Consider the following 19,367-nt stretch of genomic DNA (forward strand, 5'->3'; position numbering starts at 1 on the left):
TTTTCAACGGCCGGGTTTTAAAGCTTGTCCAAGATCGCTTTTTCTATCCTGGCCGTCATCTGTGAATTGTCAGGTTTTTTAAAGGACTCTCCGGTTATTTTTTCATACAGTTCCAAGTATCGCTCAGAGATCTCTTCGACGATTTGGGCATGCATTTCTGGGATGCTTTGCCCTTCTTTGCCTTGGAAGCCATTGGAAATCAGCCATTGGCGGACAAATTCCTTTGAAAGCTGCTTTTGGGGAAGACCCGCTGCCTGCTTGTCTTCATAGCCTTCTGCATAAAAATAACGGGAGGAATCCGGAGTATGTATTTCATCTATAAGAAGAATTTGGTCTCCATATTTGCCAAACTCATATTTCGTATCTACCAGGATCAAGCCTTTCTCCGCAGCAAGTTGGGTTCCTTTTTTGAAGAGTGCCTGCGTATATTTTTCCAGAATGAGATAGTCATTTTCACTGACAATCCCTTTTTCTAGGATATCTTCTCTGGAAATGTCCTCATCATGTCCTTCATCCGCTTTGGTGGTCGGAGTAATGATAGGAGCGGGGAGACGGTCATTTTCTTTCAATCCATCAGGCAAGGGCACACCACAGAGGAACCTCTTACCAGCTTGGTATTCCCTGAAGGCGTGTCCGGCCAAGTATCCCCTGATAACCATTTCCACCTTGAAGGGATCACATTTTTTACCGATGGTTACATTGGGGTCAGGGATGCTTTCTACCCAATTGGGTACCACATCGGCTGTTTCCTGCAGAAATTTGGCTGCGATCAGATTGAGTACCTGTCCTTTGAAAGGGATGGGCTGTGGAAGCACCACATCAAATGCAGAGATCCTATCCGTGGCCACCACGGCTAATTTGTCCTCGAAAATATAAACATCCCTCACTTTACCTTTGTAAAAACCTTTTTGATTGGGGAAGTTGAAATGTGTTTCCTTGATGGCGGTGTCCATTATTGTAAGTGTATCTGGCAAAAATAGGAAAAGGAATAGTTTATCATTTCATTGAGGAGATTTATTTATCTAATTTCTCACCGGAACGGTATACCTCTCGGTTGATGATTTCTCCTTCTCCATCAAAGCTGATCCAATCACCCACCTGAAGATTGTTGCTGTATTTGCCGCTGCGGATTACTTTGCCTTCCCTATCAAATTCCTGATAAGTGCCTTCTTTTTTTCCTCTTACGAAATAAGTACTGTTCTGCGGTTTTCCGTTGGGATAGTAGGTGATGGTTGGTCCGGTAAGCATGCCCTCCCGGTAGGCATGGCTGTGGGTTCTGATCCCAGATTCATCAAACTTTTCCGTTAGGCCGGACTTCAGTCCATTTTGAAAGCTGGTTTTCTCTTTGATTTTTCCATTTTCATGGTAAAAAATGGCCTCTCCATGTTCCCTCCCTTCCACAAAGGGAATAAACTGTTTGCGCTGTCCACTTTCATAAAAAGTCTCAATCTTTATCAAACGGCCTTTGTTGTCATATTGCATTTGTTCAAGAGGCTTACCGCTCGCATAAAACGTTTCGATCTTACCCTGTACAGTACCGTTTTTAAAATTTACCTTTCTGAAAACCTGTTTGTTGTCGTAGTATTCAATGAATTCACCATTTTCTCTGCCCTTTCTATATTGTCCTTTTTTCTGAAGTTCTCCATTTTCATGGTAACTCACCAAGGGGCCTTCCTTGGTGCCGTTTTTATATTCCTGTCGGCTCGCCACGCTTCCGTCGGGATAGTAGGTTACAAACAGCCCATCCAATTCCCCCTGTTCATAATTGGCTTCCCCTTCCAGTTTCCCTGAGTCGAAGTATCGCTTGAGACTGCCGTGGAGCAGCCCATTTTGATATTGGGATTTTTCCTGAATCTCACCGTTTTCATGGTAACTGATGCTCTCTCCATGGGGCTGATCAGCTTCAAACTGAGTCTCTTTGATCAGGTTACCTGCCTCATCAAATTGGCGAATCCACCCTTGCAGTTGGTTGGCCACATAGTTGACCTCTTGGGAAACCTGTCCATTGCGGAAAAAGGTATGCGAAGGACCTTCTTTCAGGTTGTTTTGGTAGGTGGTGATTTTTAAAGTATCAGTACTTGCTGGAAAGAAATCCACAAACCGACCTTCTTTTTTTCCGGATACAAAACGGCCTGTTTGGGCCAAGGTGCCATCTTCGTAATAAAGGGCATATTCGCCATGTGGCTGATTGTTTACACGGGAATAGCTTTCTTTGACGATGGTCTCCTCGGCATCATGGTAGGTGGTTACTTTATCCTGCCCCCAAAGTAAAGGACTGATCATCATCATCAGCATCCCTAGTATACCTGCCTTTTGCTGCATAGTAAATGGTTATGACCTGCCCTGATTCAGGGCAGGTAGTTGTGTTGTCTATAGTTTTTCAATCACAATCGCTGAGGCGCCACCACCTCCGTTACAGATGCCGGCAACGCCTATTTTGCCCTTTTTCTGGGAAAGGACAGAATGTAGGGTGGTGATGATCCTGGCACCTGAAGCACCCAAGGGATGTCCCAAAGAAACGGCTCCCCCATACACATTCAATTTCTCAGGATCCAGATCCAAGTTCCTTTGGTTGGCGATGGCAACGGCTGCAAATGCCTCGTTGATTTCATAGAAATCTACCTGAGAGGCATCTACACCAGCATTTTTCAATGCTTTGGGAATGGCAAGGGAAGGAGCAGTTGTAAACCAAAGTGGGTCTTGTGCCGCGTCCGCAAAACCCCGGATTACCGCCAAAGGCTTCAATCCCAACTCCTCGGCTTTTTCTTTGCTGACCAGCACCAAGGCAGATGCCCCATCGTTCATGGTGGAGGCATTGGCAGCGGTCACCGTGCCCTCCTTGTCAAATACTGGTCTGAGTGATGGTATCTTGTCGAAGATGACGTTTTTAAATTCTTCATCTTCTGCTATGGTGGTGATGTCTCCTTTTCTGCCCTTTATCTCTACGGGAATGACCTCTTCTTTGAAATCTCCGTTTTTCCAGGCTTCCGCAGACCGGGTGTAGGATTGGATGGCATAAGCATCCTGTTCCTCTCTGGAAATGTTCATTTCTTTGGCGGTATGGTCCGCACAATTGCCCATGGGAAATTTGTTGTAGACTTCAAAAAGCCCGTCTTTGACCAGCCCATCTATCAACTCGGCATTGCCGTATTTGTAGCCAAAACGGGCCTTTGGCACATAGAAAGGTACATTGGACATGCTTTCCATGCCACCTGCTACGATGATGCTGTTCTGCCCTGTCATGATGGATTGCGCGCCGAACATGACTGCTTTCATGCCCGAGGAGCATACTTTATTGACTGTGGTGCATGGGACCTGATAGCCGATTCCTGCCCCGATGGCAGCCTGACGGGCAGGCGCTTGACCGAGATTGGCGGATATGACGTTGCCCATAAGGACTTCTTCTACCTGATCGGCTTGGATGTTGGCTTTTTTCAAAGCCCCCTTGATGGCAACACTGCCAAGTTCGACGGCCGTGAGGCTGGATAAATTTCCTCCAAAACTGCCTAGAGGGGTTCTTACAGCGGAAACAATATAGACTTCTTTCATTGGGTTTATCTGTTAAATGGTTCAATCAGAGGTTTTTTCTTACCAGTCAGGCAATCCTCTTTCTTGTCTTTTGGTTGGTTTCTTTTGGTTTTGTTGGATAAAACGCCGCTCGGCATCCTCCATGGCATCCAGGATCTGTGTGGCCTGTTCGGGAGTAATGTTCATTTCCTGTAATTTTTGCCGAAGCTCCTCCATGGCTTTTTCACGGTCACTCAGGTCACTTTCTAGATCTCCCGGGTTTTCCAGTTCCTCCTGGGTCGGGTCCCCGCTTTTTTCCTCCATCTCATCCGACTTGCTGGCCTGATCTTCGTCTGTTTGCTCATCTCCTTCTCCGTCTTTGCTTTCTGAGCTATCCTGATCCTGCTGTTCTTGGTCCTGTTGCTCTTGCTGTTGGTCTTCCTGTTGCTGATCTTGCTGATCCTGCTCTTCCTCTTCATTTAATTTTTCCAGCAAAGCATTCAGCTTGGGGTCATTGGGGTACCTTTGCAGGCCTTCGGCAAGCAATTGACCAGCTCCGGCCCGGTCATTGTTGACATACTGTTTAGCAGATCGGTTGAAGTAATCCCCTGCGGTCTGACTCATTCCCAGATGAGAAAACCCGAGGGAAAGTCCCAAAATACATGCGAATGTAAAAATTTTAATTGCGGTTGATTTCATAGACATCTCCTAGGTTATTGATAAACTCCTGATAGGCGGAAACAGTTTCATCGATCTCCAAGGCCCTGTTCATCAGGTCAAATGCCTCCTCAAACCTGAACTGATCCACCATCTCATCTGCTTGGGCTTTCATCCTTTTGGCATAGTCAGAAGGTTCTTGTTTTTCACTTTGATCCTTATCCTGGCTTTCTTCCTTCTGATCTGGGTTTTCTTCCAGCCATCGGGCCAACAATTCGTAATTGTATCTGGCCTCCTCATTGTTTGGGTTTTTGATCAGTGCTTGCTTAAATGAAGCCAATGCCTCCTTGTATTTGTTGCCATACCCCTGAATCGTACCCAACTGATTGGAAGCAAAGGATGGGATAACCGGATTCGCCGATGCAACAAGGGAGGTGTATTGTTTGGAAGCTTCTTCCTGCTGACCGTTGTAATGGTAGCTTAAGGCAAGATTGTAATTTACCCTTGGCCCGGTTACCTGATGTTCGGTAATCAGTGCGAGGTGTTGCCTGACCGAAGCTTCATAATCGGTTTTATTGTAATATTCAGCGGCTTGGGATATCGCCTTGTTCCTGTTTCCTATCTGTGTCCAGGAAGCTGGAAGTAAAAGAAGAATAAATAGAAAAGTTTTAAAACTTGCCATAATGTCTTTTTTGCCTTACATGCTGATGGTTTTCAAAGGTAATACCATATCCAGCAACCCAAGTACCAAACCGGCCAAAAGGAAGTAGAAATATTTGTTGGCGGATGCTTCAATAGTCCTTGTGCCCATCACACTGCCCTCTAAATTTTCAAGAGCAGTGATCAATTCCGGAATTTGCTGATCCCGGTCGCTCAGTTCAAAATATTGTCCGTCAGTGCGGGTGGCGATGGATTTCAGGTTGGAGGGATCCAGCACAGTAATGGCCGGTTGGTTGGTTCGGGGATCAATGATCAAACCGTTGCCTCGGGGAATGGTGGACCCTTCTGCCGTGCCCACACCCAAGCTAAATACCCGGACGCCCGCGTCAGTAAGTCTGCCAATGATTCCCGAGATGTTGTCTCCAAAATCTTCCCCGTCACTGATCAGCAGAATGGATTTGGAGGTTTGTTCCTGATTGGTTTCTGCTTGGAATTTCTGAAGGGCCAGATTAAGCGGGGCCGAAATGTCTGTTCCTTGGTTGGGTACCAAGTTGCTGTTGAGCCCATCAAGGTGCAGGTTGATGACATTTTGGTCGTAAGTCAGGGGACATTGGATAAAAGCCTCAGAACTGAAGATGATCAGCCCGATCCGGTCAGTGGCAAAATTTCGGATCAGGTTTTTAAGTTCCAGTTTGATTCTCTGCAATCTGCTTGGTCCAATATCCGTGGCGTTCATCGATTGGGATAGGTCTATCGCAATGAAAATGTCCTTTCCTTCCTGTTTGATTTCTTTGGTCGCCCCACCAATGGAAGGCCCCATCATGGCCACCAAAAACAAGGCAAAGTAAATGGTCCTCAAAACCATTTTCATGATCAGCCGGTGTTTTTTGACCTTAAGCTTTTGGTTGATCAACCAAAACCGGTAGAGATAGATAAAATAGAGCAGGGTAAAAACCACTGCAAGGATACTGATTAATTTTCCGTCAGGATATGCCCAAATCATGGCTTGAAATTAGAGATTTTAAATGAAAACGAAATTAACAAAAAAGAATTATTTAAAAATGTCGGGATTAATGTTCGCTTATTTCTTGTGGATGAACAACGAATCTGATTGTTTTGCTGTTAGTTTTAAAAATATGGAAAACTTAGGGCTGTTGCTACCGTAATACCATGAAGAAATCCTTCCTTTTATGCGCATGAAATTGTCTGTCTTTTTTTTGGTCTTGGGTATTCTGATCAAGATTCCGCCTGTATTTGGGCAACAGACAATGGTTACCGGAGTGGTCATCGAAAGGGAATCCGGTCTGCCTTTGCCTGGCGCCAATGTTTTCTGGGAAGCCAACAGGGAAAAAGGAACCGTGACGGATGTAGATGGCCGATTTAGTCTCAGTCCGGAATTAGGACTGCCCCAAAACCTCTCGATCACCTACCTTGGCTTTGAAACGATAATCCGCAGCATTGGACCAAAAGACCTGAACAAAGAACTTCGATTTTTCCTGTCTGCAGAGGCCATGTCTCTGGACGAGATCGTCATCTCCGAAAGAAGTCCGGACCAAAACGTGAAAAGCATGGAAATCGGCAAGGACAAACTGCCCATCGCCACCCTCAAAACCATCCCGGCTCTTTTTGGTGAAGTGGATTTACTGAGGGGGCTTCAATTGCTTCCCGGTGTTCAGTCAGCCGGAGAGGGGACCACAGGTTTATTTGTTCGTGGTGGCTCTGCGGACCAAAATCTCCTTCAGATCGATGGTGCGCCAGTGTATAACCCCTCACACTTTTTTGGATTCTTTTCAGTGTTCAATTCTGATGCTTTGGAAAATGTGGACCTATATAAAGGCAATATTCCTGCGCAATACGGTGGCAGACTTTCTTCCCTTATCGATGTCACTTTCAAGGAAGGTAACACCGAGAAGTTGAGAGGGGAAGGGGGCATAGGCACCATCAGCAGCAGGCTGAGCTTGGATGGGCCGCTTTCGGACAATTCTTCTTATTTTCTTTCGGCGAGACGAACCTATGCCGATGTTTTTCTGAGGCTTTCAGGAGATGAGGACCTCAATCAGAACAACCTTTATTTTTATGACCTGAGCAGTAAGTTTATGTTTAGGCCCAGTGAAAAGGACAAAATCACCTTTTCGACTTACTTCGGAAGGGATTTTCTCGGTCTCAGTGAGCAATTTGGTTTCGGGTGGCAGAATTTTGTCAACTCCTTGGTTTGGAAAAGGAATATCAATGATCGGACTTATCTGGATGTAAGTGCCTATCACAGCAGGTACAAATATGACCTGAGGTTTGATGATGAGGATACCGGATTCAGGTGGGACAATACGCTTTCAGAAACCGGAATCAGGGGAGAGCTCATCCTGATGCCAAGGGAAAACCTGAGGATCAATACGGGTATCCATTCCCAACTGTATCATTTTGCAGCCATTGATTTCAGACCGGATCCAAATAGCGCCATTGAACCTATTGAGTCCAATCCAAGGACTGGGTTTCAAAACAATTTTTTCGTCGCCGCCACCTTTGATCTCAATTCCAAAACTTCCATGGAAGCGGGCTTGCGGTTGGGACTATACCAGCAAATCGGTAGGGGCATTGACTATATTTACGAAAACGACAATCCTGAACCGGGAGGGCCCATTCTCGATACCCTGAGTTTCAATCGATTCCAAACCATGAAATTTTACCAGGGCCTTGAGCCTAGGATTGCGCTGAGGTACCTGTTTAGAGAGGACTTTTCATTTAAGGCCGCATACAACCGTAATTTTCAGTATGTGCAGGTAGCCACCAACAGTTCGGCAGGATTGCCCATTGATCGCTGGGTGCCGGCTGGCACTTATATCAAGCCCATCCGAAGTGACCAGTTTTCGGCAGGGCTTTTCAAAAATTTTCAAAACAACCTCTGGGAACTTTCAGTGGAGGGTTATTACAAGGATTTCAGAAATTTGATTGACCTTAGGCAGGGGGCGAATATGCTCTTTACAGATAATCTGGAGACTGAAATCCTTACCGGTGATGGCTGGGCTTACGGGGCTGAATTTTTGCTGAGAAGAAACTTGGGCAAAACTACCGGATGGCTGAGTTATACCTACAGCCGGGTATTCAGAAAGATCGAGGGCATCAGCGAGGGCTTGCCTTATAATCCCCGATTTGATAGACCCCATGATGTGGCTGTTGTGGTCACCCATGAATTCAACAAAAGGTTGTCCGCTTCGGTCAATTTCATCTATACCACTGGAGTGGCGGTGACTTTTCCAAAGGGCACCTATGAGGTGGATAATCAAAAGCTGCCTGTCTATGGTCCTTTGAGAAATGAAGACAGGTTTCCTGACTATCACCGGATGGATGCCTCGGTCAATCTGAAAAACAGGGAGAAGGGAAGAAAGTGGAAAGGAAGCTGGAACCTCAGTGTGTACAATCTTTATGGAAGAAAAAATCCCTTCAGTTTTCAGTTTACCGATATCCTTAACGATCAGATCAATTTTGACCAATCAGCGGGGATTCCTGTGGAAAGCAGAAGACCGGGCGTAGTGATGACCTATTTGTTTTCTATAGTACCTGCGGTTAGTTATAATTTTACCTTTTAAGCCATGTCAAAGCACCTCAAATACCTTATCATTGCCTTGCTTGCCTTAACTGCCTGTCAGGAAGAGGTCTTCCTAGACCTGAGTAGGGTAGATCCGATAACGGTGATAGAGGCCACTTGGACAGACAATGCTTCCATGAATCAGGTTAGGATTATCCAGTCCAGGGATTATTATGACACCACCGCTTTTACCAAGATTGAAGATGCGAAGGTTTCCATTTTCAACGAAGAAACAGGTCAGGAAATAGAATTTGCTTTTTTTGAACCGAGAAAAGTTTATCTACCGCTCAACAATCAGACGGCTAAAATAGGTGAACGTTATAGATTGGTAGTGGAAACCCAGGAGGATGTTTTTGAAGGTAGTGGAACTGTGTTGGAACCACCCACTTTGGATAGCATCACATACGAATTCAAAGAGGAACGAATATTTCGGGAGGAAGGATATTATGTCAAAGTGTATGGTAAAATTCCGTTTACAGAAGATAATTTTTATCGGGTGAGGGTCATTAAAAACGATACCTTGTTAAATAGAAGGTCTGATTACCTTCTTTTTGATGATTCTTTTGGCACTTCTATTCTGGACAATGGATTTGAGTTAAGCGGCTTTGTCTTTGGCCAGAACGATCGGGTTAGGTTGGAATTATTCAGGTTGAACCGGGAGATGTTCAACTATTACAATCAGCTGGTAAGTCTGATTTTCAATGATGGAGGGCTGTTCAGTCCACCCCCACAAAACCCCGAATCCAACATCAAAAGCGTGCAAAACGGCAGCCCGGTGCTGGGTTTTTTCCTGACGACCCCCTTTGTGACTGCCAGTGTGACGATAGATGAGCAAGATGAGTAGCTTGGTATGGCAACTTATATAATCTGCAAAAGTAATGGGAAAGTAAAGGCAAGGAATACGATTGCATTTATCTCACAGATTGCAAGGATTTGTTAAGGATAAAAAATGTTGGGCTCACAGATTTCACAGATTTTTTTGGGTAAAAAATGTTTGGCTCACAGATTTCACAGATTTTCACAGATTTTTTCGGGTAAAAAATGTTTGGCTCACAGATTTCACGGATTTTCACAGATATTTTTTGGGTAAAAAACGGATATCATTTCTCTAAAGTGGCCGGTGTGGAGTGATAGAGAACTCTGGGATGGGCTCACAGGTTTCACAGATTTCCACAGAATTTTTTTTGGGAAAAAATGTATGGCTCACAGATTTCACGGATTTATTTTTAGATCTCAGCCAGGTATTTATGGACGAAACTGATGGTCATGGCGCCTTCTCCCACGGCTGATGCAACTCTGTTCATGGCGCCCGCTCTGACATCGCCGGCTGAGAATACCCCGGGCACGCTCGTTTCCAATAAATAGGGTGACCTGCTCAAATTCCAGCGTTTTTTAAAATCCTGATGTTGTAAAAGTTCATTGCCCGTGACGATAAAACCTTTGTCATTTTTGAGGATTTCTTCTGGAAGCCAGTGAGAAACTGCCTGTGCTCCGATAAAAATAAACAAGGCTGCGGCTTTGTGTTCGCTCACCTCATCGGTCAATAGGTTCTTTATTTTGATGGTTTCCAGGGAACCAACCCCCAGGGCTTCCTCAAGGGCAGTATTTCCCCAAACTTCAATTTGGGGCGTTTCGGCAATTTGGTCAATTAGGTAAGAAGACATGCTTTCCTGCAGGGAGTCTTTCCTGATCAGGATGACCACCTTGGTCGCGTACTTGCTCAGGTAAATGGCAGCCTGTCCGGCGGAGTTGCCCCCTCCAATGATAAAAACATCCTTCCCGGTACAAAAAGAAGCTTCTGTATTGGCCGCACCATAATAGACCCCGGCACCATTCAGTTCCTCAAGTCCTTTGGTTTCGAGCATTCGGTAATTTACTCCGGTGGTGATGACCATACTTTTTGAATGGATGACTTCGCCACCTTTTAGGTGAATGCGCTTGTAGGGGGAAAGGAACTCTATTTGTTGTACCTCCTGAGGGCTGAGGAATTCTGTCCCGAACCGGGTGGCCTGGGTAATCGCCCTTCTTGCCAAATCCGACCCGCTGAGGCCATTCGGAAAACCAAGGTAATTTTCAATCCTTGAACTTGTTCCTGCCTGGCCACCAGCAGCTTTTTTCTCTATCAAAAGGGTTTTCAATCCTTCCGATGCGGCATATACAGCAGCAGCAAGCCCCGAAGGTCCAGCACCTACGATGGTGACATCGTAAAACGGTAAGCTCGCGTTGGCATTCAGCCCTAATTTCAGCGCAATTTCCTGCAGGCTGGGTTGCTTTAGAACCGTGCCATCCTCAAAGATCAAAGCAGGAAATTCTCTTTCAAGGATTTGATTGGCTTCCTTGATCTCTTTGGCTTCTGCGGATAGTTGATAGTCCAGCCATTGGTAAGGAAACAGGTTGCTGGACAAGTAATCTTTGATCTGATGGGTTTTGGAAGAAAATTGGAGGCCCAGCAATTTAAGGCCTTTAAATGAAGGAATGTAATTTCCTTGCCAGTCATCCAAAAGGTCATCCAATACGGGATAAAGCCTTTCTTCCGGCGGATCCCAAGGTTTGAGCAGGTAATAATCGAGTTGGAGGTCATTGATGGCTTTGATGGCAGCCTGGGTGTCGGAATAGGCGGTCAGCAAGACCCTTTTGGCATTCGGGAAGATTTTTTTTGCCTTTTCAAGAAAATCCACCCCTTCCATTTCAGGCATGCGGTTGTCGCTCAGGAAGAGCGCAATTTGCTCTCCTTTGTTTTTCAGTGAAGTGAGGCTCTCTAAGGCTTCATTGGCCGAAGGAGTACTCAAAATCCGATAGGTTTGGCTGTATTTCTTTCTTAAATCCCGTTTAATGGCACTCAATACCTGGGGATCGTCGTCGATGGAAAATACTATCGGCAAGCTTTTTTTATCAAGTTCACTCATGATTTATTGGAAAGCAAAATTCAAATTCGGTTAGGCCAGGTTGGGAATTGACTTTGACGGAACCTTGGTGCTTGACCATGATCTGATGCACGAGATCCAGTCCCAGCCCTGTACCTTCCCCCATGGCCTTGGTTGTGAAAAAAGGCTCCCAAATCCTGTCCAAAATGTCCTTGGGAATGCCAATTCCGTTGTCGGAGATGGAAATGGAGACAAACTCTTTGTTGGAATGGGTGCGAATGGTCAATGCGGGATGATCCACCTGTTTGATGGCGTCTATGGCATTGTCCAGGATATTGGTCCAAAGCTGATTGAGCTCGCTCACATAAATCGGGATCTCAGGAAGATTCGGATCCAGATCCAGTTGCACATTTACTTTTTCTTTGCGCAGTTTGTATCCGAGCATGGTCAGGGTATTTCGAATGCCATTGTGAATGTCCGCCAACTGCCGCTCAGGGGCATTGTCCATATGGGTGTAGTTCTTGACAGACTGCACGAGTTTCGCAATCCTTTCGGCCGCATCTCCGATTTCATTGACCACCTCTTCGATGACCAGATTGTCATTGATCCAGCCTAGCACAGAGAGAAAATCTTCCGGATTGACCTGACTGGCCAATTCCTCCATATCCTCCTCTGTAAATCCAAATTCCACCAGCGTGGCAATCATGTCCATGTCAGGTCCGAGTCCCTCCTGATCCATCCAATCCAGCAACTCATCTTCTTTTTCCTGTTTGTCCATCAGACCCATAGGCGCTGGTTTTTGCTGGATTTTAGAAAGCAGCAACTCATTGATGTGGTCTACCTGCTCAGAAGTAAGTTTGATTGAAATCACCTTTTTGAATTTTTCAGGAAGAGAAGTCAGGTTTGTCTTAAGTTCTTTGGCACTTCGGACGATGGCTGAAGCCGGGTTGTTCAACTCATGGGCCAGACCTGCAGACAACTTGCCAAGGGCGGACATTTTTTCGGTCTGTTTTTGGATGTTGGTAAATTCCCTGATTCTTGAAGTCATTTCATGCACCAAAACCTGGCTTAATTCATAATGGTTTTGCAGCATTTCTTTTTCCAGACTTCGGTGTAAAAGAATAAGCGTCGTGTCTTCCTGTACCCTTGCATTGCCCATGGCGGTTTTTGCTCTGGAAAAGGGGAGGAAACCGGTGACTTCACCGGTTGATTTTTCGGTGATAAGACGTTCTTGCTGCCCGTTGTTGGACATGATCCTGAATCTGCCTTCCAGTACCACCACGGTATTTTCAATAGGGTCTCCAGGTCTAAAGATCAGGTCTCCGGAACGATACCGCTTGATTTCGCCCTTGCTGATCAACCATTCCAATTGTTCCGAAGGCACCCCATCAAAAACCGCGAAACCCATTAAACTGGACAATATTTGCTCCTTTTCCATTCAATAAGAATTTCCGTTAAAATAGGGATTTAAAATGAGGTTTGAAGGTTTTTGATACCCTAATTTCATAACTTATTGATTCAATTTTTCTAAGGCTACCCTTCAGAAATCGGAATTCTTCTTTTTTAACAACACTTGAACCCTAAATTTTTTTCTACTCGGTTTGTTGAGTCAGATTTTCAAGAATGAATTTCAGATCTGCATCCGTTTGTTGTAGATAATTTTCAATGGAAATAGTGAGACTATGATCTGGAACAATACCCGTCCTTTGTTCAGCATCTGGGTCGAGGATAAGCCGGAAAACCGGAAATTTGATCCGGATACCGGAATGGGGTAAAGTGATTTCCGGAAAACTGCCTCCATTGTTGCCGTTGTATCCCCCGCCGGCCTGTCTACCGATGAAAACGGCGTCACTGTGCTGCCTAAGCCAAGAGGTGACCATGGTGGAAGATGAGGCTGTGAATCCGTCTGTTATCACAAATACCTTTCCCTGAAACCTTTGGTTTTTAGGTTTGTACTTGTAGGTAAATTCCCTGCCCAGATCAGTTTTCCTTCCTTTAAATACATTCCATATGTTGTACCGCAGCTTGGCCAGGGCCAGATTTCTTTTTGCCCGTTCATTAAAATAAGGTTTGGGATCCAGATTGGGCTGCAAAATGCTGTAGGAAAAAGGTTCTGCTACCAGCCATTGAGTAAGTTTGCTGGCTGCTTTGCGCTTTCCCCCTAGATTGCCTCTCAGGTCAAGGATCAAATGCCGTATTTGCTTTTTGTTCAATTGGTGGAAAACTCTTCTAAAGAAAGCCGCATCTGAATTCTCGAAGAAGCTGATCTTAAGTATAGCAGCTTCTTCTAATAGAAATAGTTGTGCATTGGCCGTTGCTTCATTGGGAGCATAGGGGAATGGAATTACCGGTTGTTGGACAGGTTGATCTATCGATTTGAAAGCACCTTCAGTTCCATCCTTCAAGGTGATGATAAATTGCTCTGGGTATTCAAGATACAGGGCCAGAAGGCTGCTCATGACCCGGTTGACATAGGCATGAGAGAAGGCTTTTCCTCCGCCATCACTTGCTCCGAAACCGAGCAGGTCTCTCACCAGTTGAGAAGAGGGTATTCCGTTGATGCTTTTGATTTCAGCTCCTGTTTTCCAATTCAAAACCTGTTTGTTTTGCTGGGTCAAATACAACTTATCCTGAAGCAAGACCACATTAAGGGGGAAAAAGCTGGTTTTTCTTTCGAATTCAAATTTGGGAACATGTTGAATCGTCGTGTGGAGGCAGCCCAATTCCTGAAGGGCCTGAGCCAAAAACACACGGTATTTGTAATAAGACAAGGTGTCATTGGCATAAGACCGGGCTCTGTCCAAGGTGTTGGAAATGCCAAAGGATTGATCAGAATGGTAATTGTTGGGATGACCTTGGGTTACCGCTTCTTGCAAAAATTCAAGATCTGACACGAGGGCGGATTTATAAATAGACTGGCAGGGGCACGTTTTTATCCCAAAAATCAATAACAGAATCACAAATGCGTATTTCAACATGGTTACCGGCAATCAATCTTTCAAAGCCTTCATGAGTGCAAAACAGAGGGCATCAATTTGTCCGGATTTTTCGTGAAAAGAGGAAACATTCGAAAGAATGACAATTCCTTGGTGGTTTTCCAGGTCCAAGGCCATCGAGGATCGATAGCCTCCGGTACCGCCATTGTGCCAAAGGTAGGTAGCACCGGAATCCTGCGGAACCAAAAACCAGCCCAATCCCACCTCCGAATTGTTTTGGGCCTTAAAGGTGACAGTCTGGGTAAGGGCAAAGGCTTTATAGTTTGGGTCAAATTGAGCCAAGGCAAATCGAGAAAGGTCTTCTACCGAGGATAAAATTCCCCCCGCTCCGACCATGACATTAAGGTTCCAGTTTGAAGTAGAATCTCCTTTAAAATCCCTTCCAGGAACCAATTCACCATTTAAACTATCCAGTTGCACGGTGGATTGATCCATTCCCAAGGGCCCGAAAATATAATCCCTGAGCAATTCTTCATAACTTTTCTTTTCGGATTGCACCAGCGTGTAAGCCAATAGGGCAGCTCCAAGATTGGAATAGTCGCTCTTGGTCCCAGGTTCAAACACCAACTCCAGGTTGTTTTGCAAATAAGTTTGAAGTTCTTTTTCACCGTAATCTTTGTATGGATTGGCGGGATTCAGTAAGGCTGAGAGCACGAAATTAGAAGGCATTCTCGGCAAGCCTGAGGTATGGTTGGCAAGGGACTGGAAAGCAATGGGAATCTGGTCTTTAAGTTCAAAAGGCAAGTAGGGGTTGATATTATCTGATAGGTTAAATCTGTCTTCCTCAACAAGCTGTGCCAAAAGGGTAGCCGTAAACACTTTGGTAATCGAACCGATTTCAAAGATTTTACGGGAGTTTTCAGTAGTCTGAAGTCCGCTGCTTTTTAGGATCACTCCGGTGTAGCTGACTTGGCCATCTTCAATAAAAGCCAATGCCAGCTGGGTTTCTTCCGGGAAATCGCCAACATGTTCAAGGATGGCTTGTTCATAAGGGATACTTTCCTTATGCTGAAGGGTAATGCTGTCTGTGGTTTGGGCAAAACCTGGGTGGATTAAACACACTAATAAAAAACAAAAGAGGAGGTTTTTCATAACAGTTTAAATATACAGGCTGTGGATAACAATTCAATTATTTTGGCCAAATGAAAATATTTTTCGACACAAAAAACACAATCCCAAAACAGGTCTAAAAATTCATGATACTATTGTTGTGGTAGAAGTAATCATTAGAAAGGTCTAAAGAATCTTGGACAAATCAGGCAATACTTCATTTCCGGCCAACCAGAGTGTAGTACATAAAAATTGGGATACAACGATCAAAGGGAGAATTTTCTTCATCACTTATTAGTTTTCAAGCTCGACTTCACCCATGGCCATCCGGTTACATTTTAATAAAATTTCCTGCAATTCATTGCCATTGGCCTGTAAGGGGTCTATGGCTTTGACCAGGCTGGCCCGGAGTTGGTACAGTTTGGTCCTGTTGTATTTTTGGCTGCCTTTCACCAGGTCCAGTTGCATCAAGGCCTGCTGTTGGTTTTCTCGGGGATTAAACCACCCGTTCAGCTCAGAACATTGGTGACAAATCCCGTTTTTGTTGATCAGGGCACATCGGTTTTCAAATATATCGGTCATTGTTTTTCTAGCGGTCTGCACCAGGTATTTTACTACCCCTTCAGATTTTTCCAAGATCAGCCCTATCTCCGAAATCGAAAAATCGTAAACATCTTTTAGAAGAAGTGCAACTTGGTTTTCCACAGGTAAATTTTTGGAAATGCAGGTGAAGCAAGTATCAATGTGCTCTTTGATGTCATAGCTTGCCGCAGGAGAAACTTCATGGATCCGGCTGATGCTCTTTCTCAGCCCTTCATTTTCCAATACCAGTTGCTTGGCCAGTTCACTTACATTCAGAGTCCATCTTTTCCGCTTTTTCAATTGATTCAAACAAAGATGGGTAGCAATCTGAAATACCCAGGTCTTCAAGGTGGATTCCCCCTTAAATGAAGAAAGTTTATCAAATGCCCTGATAAAAGTGTCGTGCGTCAGGTCTTCCGCATCATTGCGGCTGGCCGTGAGTCTGTAAAGATAGGATTTCAATTGGTTTTGAAAAGCACCGAATAAATGCTGGAAGGCATTGATGTCTCCCTCCAAGGCTTTGTTTAGGATATCGTCCATAGAAATAAAGGTAAGCAATTGGCAGGTTCCAAAGGCTGCCAATTGCATGGTTTCAGGGTATCAAAATAACTTTTCCAGTGGTATTTCTGTTTTCGAGCTGCCGGTGTGCTTCTGCTGCCTGGTCTAATGAAAAGGAGTGGGAGGTAGCAATTTCCAATTTTCCTTCAGCCATGAGTTGGATGACTTTTCCCATTTGTTCCTGCCAAATTCCCATATGGTTTCCGATTTGATAGGCCAGGTTAAATCCAAATTGGCTCAGGGAGTGGTCCACAAAGTATTCTGGATGGATGTGTCCCTGAATCCCACTGGCACAACCATACACAATAAGCTTACCGCCGGGTTTGAGGCATTTGAGGCTTTCATTGTATACCTCACCACCGACCATTTCGAAAACCACATCTACCTGCTTTTCGGAATTGAAATCCAAAAGGCTTTGACTCCAATTGGGCGTTGTATAATTTACGCCGGCATCTGCACCGAGTTTTGTGGCAAAAGCCAATTTTTCAGTCGTGCTACAGGCAGCGATTACCTTGGCACCTTGAAGTTTGAGCAACTGTACCAAAAGAGAACCCACACCTCCTGCAGCAGCATTGACCAATGCGGTTTTGCCCTCCATTTTTCCTGCCAACTGACTTACCATCAATTGGGCAGTGGAGCCTTGTACAAAAATAGCCGTAGCGGATTTTGGATCAATGGATTCGGGTAAGGGGATGCAATACTGCGCTAAGGCTGTCACGTATTCTGAATAGCCACCTCCATAAGGCAAAATGGCCAGCACCATGGTGCCTAATTGAAAGGGAGCTTTGACCCCTTCCCCAACGGCCACGATTTCCCCAGCTGCTTCCGAACCCAGCACATACGGCAGAGGGGTAGGTTGAAAGTATGCATTTCTTCTTCTGAGGCTATCGGAAAAATTGATGCCACTGGCATGGATTTTTACGATTACCTCTCCAGGTCCGGCCTGGGGTATGGCTACCTCCACCGTGTTTAACACTTCAGGTTTTCCAAACTCTTGGAATACGACCTGTTTCATTGACTTTGTCATAGGATGTTTTGTTTTTGTTTACCCTCTGACAATTAAGTCCATGAAAACGGATGAAAAAACGGAATAAATTTTATGGGTTCATCAAAACTGAGGTCCTTTTGAGTCCTAACACCAGGCAAATCGGAAAAATTTCTTGGTGAAAAGTTATAGATTTAAGTTGGTTTCAGAGGATTTCGAAAAGTAATGATGGACTACAATTCCACATTCAAATGACTTAGAACTCACTAAATGGAGTGGACCTGGTTTTGACAAAGCCCCAAAAATAGACAAACCAGTGGATAGCGCAACTGGATTATAAAAAAGGAAAAATTCGTCAACAAGGTTGTGTTTGATCAAATTGGAGACAAATTGTGCGCCTCCGTAGGCAAAAATATCCTTTCCTGCTTGTTTTTTTAACATTTGGATTTCCTTCATCAAATCTTCTTTCACCAAAGTGGTATTTGGCCAGGATTTTACCTTTGGGTCCGAATGCGATAAGCTTTTGCTGAATACAAGCTTTTGGGTATCTGTAAACATTTGCCCGGAAGTCCTTTCTGGATTTTTCGGATCTGAGGCTACGCCTGCCCAGTAAGGGATAAAACCCTCAGCAAGCTTTCGACCCAATAGTATCGTGTCCACCTCCTTCATGATTTCGGAAACAAAATCATCGATGTCTGCTGTCCAAGGCATCGTGACCCAATCCATTTCTCCATTGGGGCCGGCCACGAAACCATCTAGGGTCATTTGCATTTGAAGCTTCAGTTTTCTCATGGGTTGGGTTATTTGTCTTTGATACAAATTTCAAAATAAAAGATGGATTTGTTCAATGGCAATTTTGACTAAATGAGGGGGGATTGCGACAAACTTTTGGAAGAATTGAAGAGGTGGCCTTCGGGAATGGTGGTTTGAATTTACCGTAATTTCATGTTGAGCAAGGGATAATTTTTGCCCTGCCCGTCTTTGTCTGTTTTGTTGATTATCTCAAATCCCATTTTTTTGTAAAAAGCCACTGCTTGGGTATTCTGTTCGTTGACATCGACTTCATCTGCCTGCAATTCATGGGTGGCAAAATCCAGTAACCTTTTTCCGAGACCTTTGCCAAAAACCTCAGGAGATAGAAAGAGCATTTCTATTTTTTTTCCGTCCACCCCAAGAAAACCCAAAACCTTTTCATTTTTCACCAAGCAAAAGACAGATAAGCTGTTAAAATCAATTTTATCGACCATTTTTTTTATGGCTAAAAAGTCATCAGGTTTCAAGAAATGGTGTGTGGCCAAAACTGAGGCTTCCCATAAGGAAATCAGTTGAGGCCTAAACGCCTCTTGAAAAGGTAGGATGTCGACTCGGGATTTGGCCAGCTTTGCATAGATCTCCAGACTAATGAATTTCCCGTTTTTCACCTCACAATCTTTCATGGTTCCTTCCTGGTTGAACCCCAGTTTTTCCAGAACCTTTTTGCTGTTTTGGTTTTCTGATTCCACGAACGCTTCTATTCGGTGCAAATTCAATTGCTCAAACCCATATCGACAAACCAGGGGTAGACTTGTTTTGATGAAGCCTTTGCCCCAATATTCCGGCAACAGCCAAAAGCCAATTTCAGCCTTATGGTGTTCTTTACTCCACCCGTAAAGCCCTGCTGTTCCTAAAAAAGCCTGATTATCAGGAGAGCAGATCGCCCAAAATAAGCCTGTGCCATTCTCTTCCAGATCACGGTAAAAGGCAAGCTGCTCCTTTGTCGCTTCTTTACTTCGGAAACTGATCCCATAATATCGGATGACTTCGGGATGCGAAAGACCTAGATATAGCGACTCCAAATCTTCATCGGTTATTTGTCTCAGAAGCAATTCATCTGTTTTTAGAGTTGGAAATGTTGTTTTCATGGGATTTCCTGATTTTTCAACCAT

The 19,367-nt window shown here is 44.6% G+C and carries 16 protein-coding genes; 2 read left to right on the plus strand and 14 right to left on the minus strand.

What is annotated here, in order from left to right:
• Nucleotides 1-17 precede the first annotated feature (17 nt).
• The 6 genes from H1A14_RS02145 to H1A14_RS02170 all read right to left on the minus strand — a co-directional run bounded on the left by H1A14_RS02145 (nt 18) and on the right by H1A14_RS02170 (nt 5,827).
• A complete protein-coding gene (locus H1A14_RS02145) occupies nt 18-953 on the minus strand; it encodes a phosphoribosylaminoimidazolesuccinocarboxamide synthase (RefSeq protein ID WP_194774548.1) in 936 nt (311 codons plus the stop codon).
• A gap of 61 nt (nt 954-1,014) precedes the next feature.
• Nucleotides 1,015-2,322 (minus strand): toxin-antitoxin system YwqK family antitoxin, encoded by a 1,308-nt coding sequence (locus H1A14_RS02150; protein WP_194774549.1) that lies wholly within the window; start codon nt 2,320-2,322, stop codon nt 1,015-1,017.
• A 48-nt stretch (nt 2,323-2,370) separates the two neighbouring features.
• Nucleotides 2,371-3,549: an acetyl-CoA C-acyltransferase gene (locus H1A14_RS02155; RefSeq protein WP_194774550.1), complete on the minus strand. Its 1,179-nt coding sequence runs from the start codon at nt 3,547-3,549 to the stop codon at nt 2,371-2,373.
• A 39-nt stretch (nt 3,550-3,588) separates the two neighbouring features.
• Nucleotides 3,589-4,206 (minus strand): hypothetical protein, encoded by a 618-nt coding sequence (locus H1A14_RS02160; RefSeq protein ID WP_194774551.1) that lies wholly within the window; start codon nt 4,204-4,206, stop codon nt 3,589-3,591.
• On the minus strand, nt 4,187-4,846 hold the full coding sequence (locus H1A14_RS02165; protein ID WP_194774552.1) for a tetratricopeptide repeat protein: 660 nt from the start codon (nt 4,844-4,846) through the stop codon (nt 4,187-4,189). Before H1A14_RS02165 ends, H1A14_RS02160 begins: the two co-directional genes overlap by 20 nt.
• 15 nt (nt 4,847-4,861) lie before the next feature.
• Nucleotides 4,862-5,827 (minus strand): VWA domain-containing protein, encoded by a 966-nt coding sequence (locus H1A14_RS02170; RefSeq protein WP_194774553.1) that lies wholly within the window; start codon nt 5,825-5,827, stop codon nt 4,862-4,864.
• 187 nt (nt 5,828-6,014) lie between these two features.
• Between H1A14_RS02170 and H1A14_RS02175 the strand changes: the two genes are divergently transcribed.
• Together H1A14_RS02175 and H1A14_RS02180 are read left to right on the plus strand one after the other, a co-directional pair.
• On the plus strand, nt 6,015-8,408 hold the full coding sequence (locus H1A14_RS02175) for a TonB-dependent receptor (RefSeq protein ID WP_317174841.1): 2,394 nt from the start codon (nt 6,015-6,017) through the stop codon (nt 8,406-8,408).
• A gap of 3 nt (nt 8,409-8,411) precedes the next feature.
• Nucleotides 8,412-9,251: a DUF4249 domain-containing protein gene (locus tag H1A14_RS02180; protein ID WP_194774554.1), complete on the plus strand. Its 840-nt coding sequence runs from the start codon at nt 8,412-8,414 to the stop codon at nt 9,249-9,251.
• A 382-nt stretch (nt 9,252-9,633) separates the two neighbouring features.
• On the opposite strand, the gene H1A14_RS02185 is transcribed toward H1A14_RS02180, so the two are convergent.
• The 8 genes from H1A14_RS02185 to H1A14_RS23125 all read right to left on the minus strand — a co-directional run bounded on the left by H1A14_RS02185 (nt 9,634) and on the right by H1A14_RS23125 (nt 19,343).
• Nucleotides 9,634-11,313, minus strand: coding sequence for an FAD-dependent oxidoreductase (locus H1A14_RS02185; protein WP_194774555.1), 1,680 nt, complete (start codon nt 11,311-11,313; stop codon nt 9,634-9,636).
• Nucleotides 11,306-12,709 (minus strand): ATP-binding protein, encoded by a 1,404-nt coding sequence (locus tag H1A14_RS02190; protein WP_194774556.1) that lies wholly within the window; start codon nt 12,707-12,709, stop codon nt 11,306-11,308. Before H1A14_RS02190 ends, H1A14_RS02185 begins: the two co-directional genes overlap by 8 nt.
• Nucleotides 12,710-12,863: 154 nt before the next feature.
• Nucleotides 12,864-14,249, minus strand: a complete 1,386-nt coding sequence (locus tag H1A14_RS02195) for a S41 family peptidase (protein WP_194774557.1) — start codon at nt 14,247-14,249, stop codon at nt 12,864-12,866.
• A gap of 12 nt (nt 14,250-14,261) precedes the next feature.
• Nucleotides 14,262-15,359 carry a serine hydrolase domain-containing protein gene (locus H1A14_RS02200; protein ID WP_194774558.1) on the minus strand — a complete coding sequence of 366 codons (1,098 nt, stop codon included), beginning with the start codon at nt 15,357-15,359 and terminating at the stop codon, nt 14,262-14,264.
• Nucleotides 15,360-15,611: 252 nt separating this feature from the next.
• Complete coding sequence (locus H1A14_RS02205; RefSeq protein WP_228527501.1) at nt 15,612-16,487, minus strand: RNA polymerase sigma factor; 876 nt, start codon at nt 16,485-16,487, stop codon at nt 15,612-15,614.
• Between the two features lie 4 nt (nt 16,488-16,491).
• Nucleotides 16,492-17,484: a quinone oxidoreductase family protein gene (locus H1A14_RS02210; protein WP_228527502.1), complete on the minus strand. Its 993-nt coding sequence runs from the start codon at nt 17,482-17,484 to the stop codon at nt 16,492-16,494.
• A 144-nt stretch (nt 17,485-17,628) separates the two neighbouring features.
• The gene (locus H1A14_RS02215) at nt 17,629-18,234 is read right to left on the minus strand and encodes a dihydrofolate reductase family protein (RefSeq protein WP_194774559.1); all 606 of its coding nucleotides are present in this window, start codon (nt 18,232-18,234) and stop codon (nt 17,629-17,631) included.
• A gap of 140 nt (nt 18,235-18,374) precedes the next feature.
• On the minus strand, nt 18,375-19,343 hold the full coding sequence (locus tag H1A14_RS23125) for a GNAT family N-acetyltransferase (RefSeq protein ID WP_228527504.1): 969 nt from the start codon (nt 19,341-19,343) through the stop codon (nt 18,375-18,377).
• Nucleotides 19,344-19,367: the final 24 nt, after the last annotated feature.

Source organism: Pararhodonellum marinum (assembly GCF_015354735.1).
Classification (GTDB): domain Bacteria; phylum Bacteroidota; class Bacteroidia; order Cytophagales; family Cyclobacteriaceae; genus Pararhodonellum; species Pararhodonellum marinum.

Bases quoted from the DNA above. Each gene is read 5' to 3' on its own strand.
- H1A14_RS02145 (WP_194774548.1), bottom strand. From the start codon at position 953: ATGGACACCGCCATCAAGGAAACACATTTCAACTTCCCCAATCAAAAA.
- H1A14_RS02150 (WP_194774549.1), bottom strand. From the start codon at position 2,322: ATGCAGCAAAAGGCAGGTATACTAGGGATGCTGATGATGATGATCAGT.
- H1A14_RS02155 (WP_194774550.1), bottom strand. From the start codon at position 3,549: ATGAAAGAAGTCTATATTGTTTCCGCTGTAAGAACCCCTCTAGGCAGT.
- H1A14_RS02160 (WP_194774551.1), bottom strand. From the start codon at position 4,206: ATGAAATCAACCGCAATTAAAATTTTTACATTCGCATGTATTTTGGGA.
- H1A14_RS02165 (WP_194774552.1), bottom strand. From the start codon at position 4,846: ATGGCAAGTTTTAAAACTTTTCTATTTATTCTTCTTTTACTTCCAGCT.
- H1A14_RS02170 (WP_194774553.1), bottom strand. From the start codon at position 5,827: ATGATTTGGGCATATCCTGACGGAAAATTAATCAGTATCCTTGCAGTG.
- H1A14_RS02175 (WP_317174841.1), top strand. From the start codon at position 6,015: ATGCGCATGAAATTGTCTGTCTTTTTTTTGGTCTTGGGTATTCTGATC.
- H1A14_RS02180 (WP_194774554.1), top strand. From the start codon at position 8,412: ATGTCAAAGCACCTCAAATACCTTATCATTGCCTTGCTTGCCTTAACT.
- H1A14_RS02185 (WP_194774555.1), bottom strand. From the start codon at position 11,313: ATGAGTGAACTTGATAAAAAAAGCTTGCCGATAGTATTTTCCATCGAC.
- H1A14_RS02190 (WP_194774556.1), bottom strand. From the start codon at position 12,709: ATGGAAAAGGAGCAAATATTGTCCAGTTTAATGGGTTTCGCGGTTTTT.
- H1A14_RS02195 (WP_194774557.1), bottom strand. From the start codon at position 14,249: ATGTTGAAATACGCATTTGTGATTCTGTTATTGATTTTTGGGATAAAA.
- H1A14_RS02200 (WP_194774558.1), bottom strand. From the start codon at position 15,359: ATGAAAAACCTCCTCTTTTGTTTTTTATTAGTGTGTTTAATCCACCCA.
- H1A14_RS02205 (WP_228527501.1), bottom strand. From the start codon at position 16,487: ATGCAATTGGCAGCCTTTGGAACCTGCCAATTGCTTACCTTTATTTCT.
- H1A14_RS02210 (WP_228527502.1), bottom strand. From the start codon at position 17,484: ATGACAAAGTCAATGAAACAGGTCGTATTCCAAGAGTTTGGAAAACCT.
- H1A14_RS02215 (WP_194774559.1), bottom strand. From the start codon at position 18,234: ATGAGAAAACTGAAGCTTCAAATGCAAATGACCCTAGATGGTTTCGTG.
- H1A14_RS23125 (WP_228527504.1), bottom strand. From the start codon at position 19,343: ATGAAAACAACATTTCCAACTCTAAAAACAGATGAATTGCTTCTGAGA.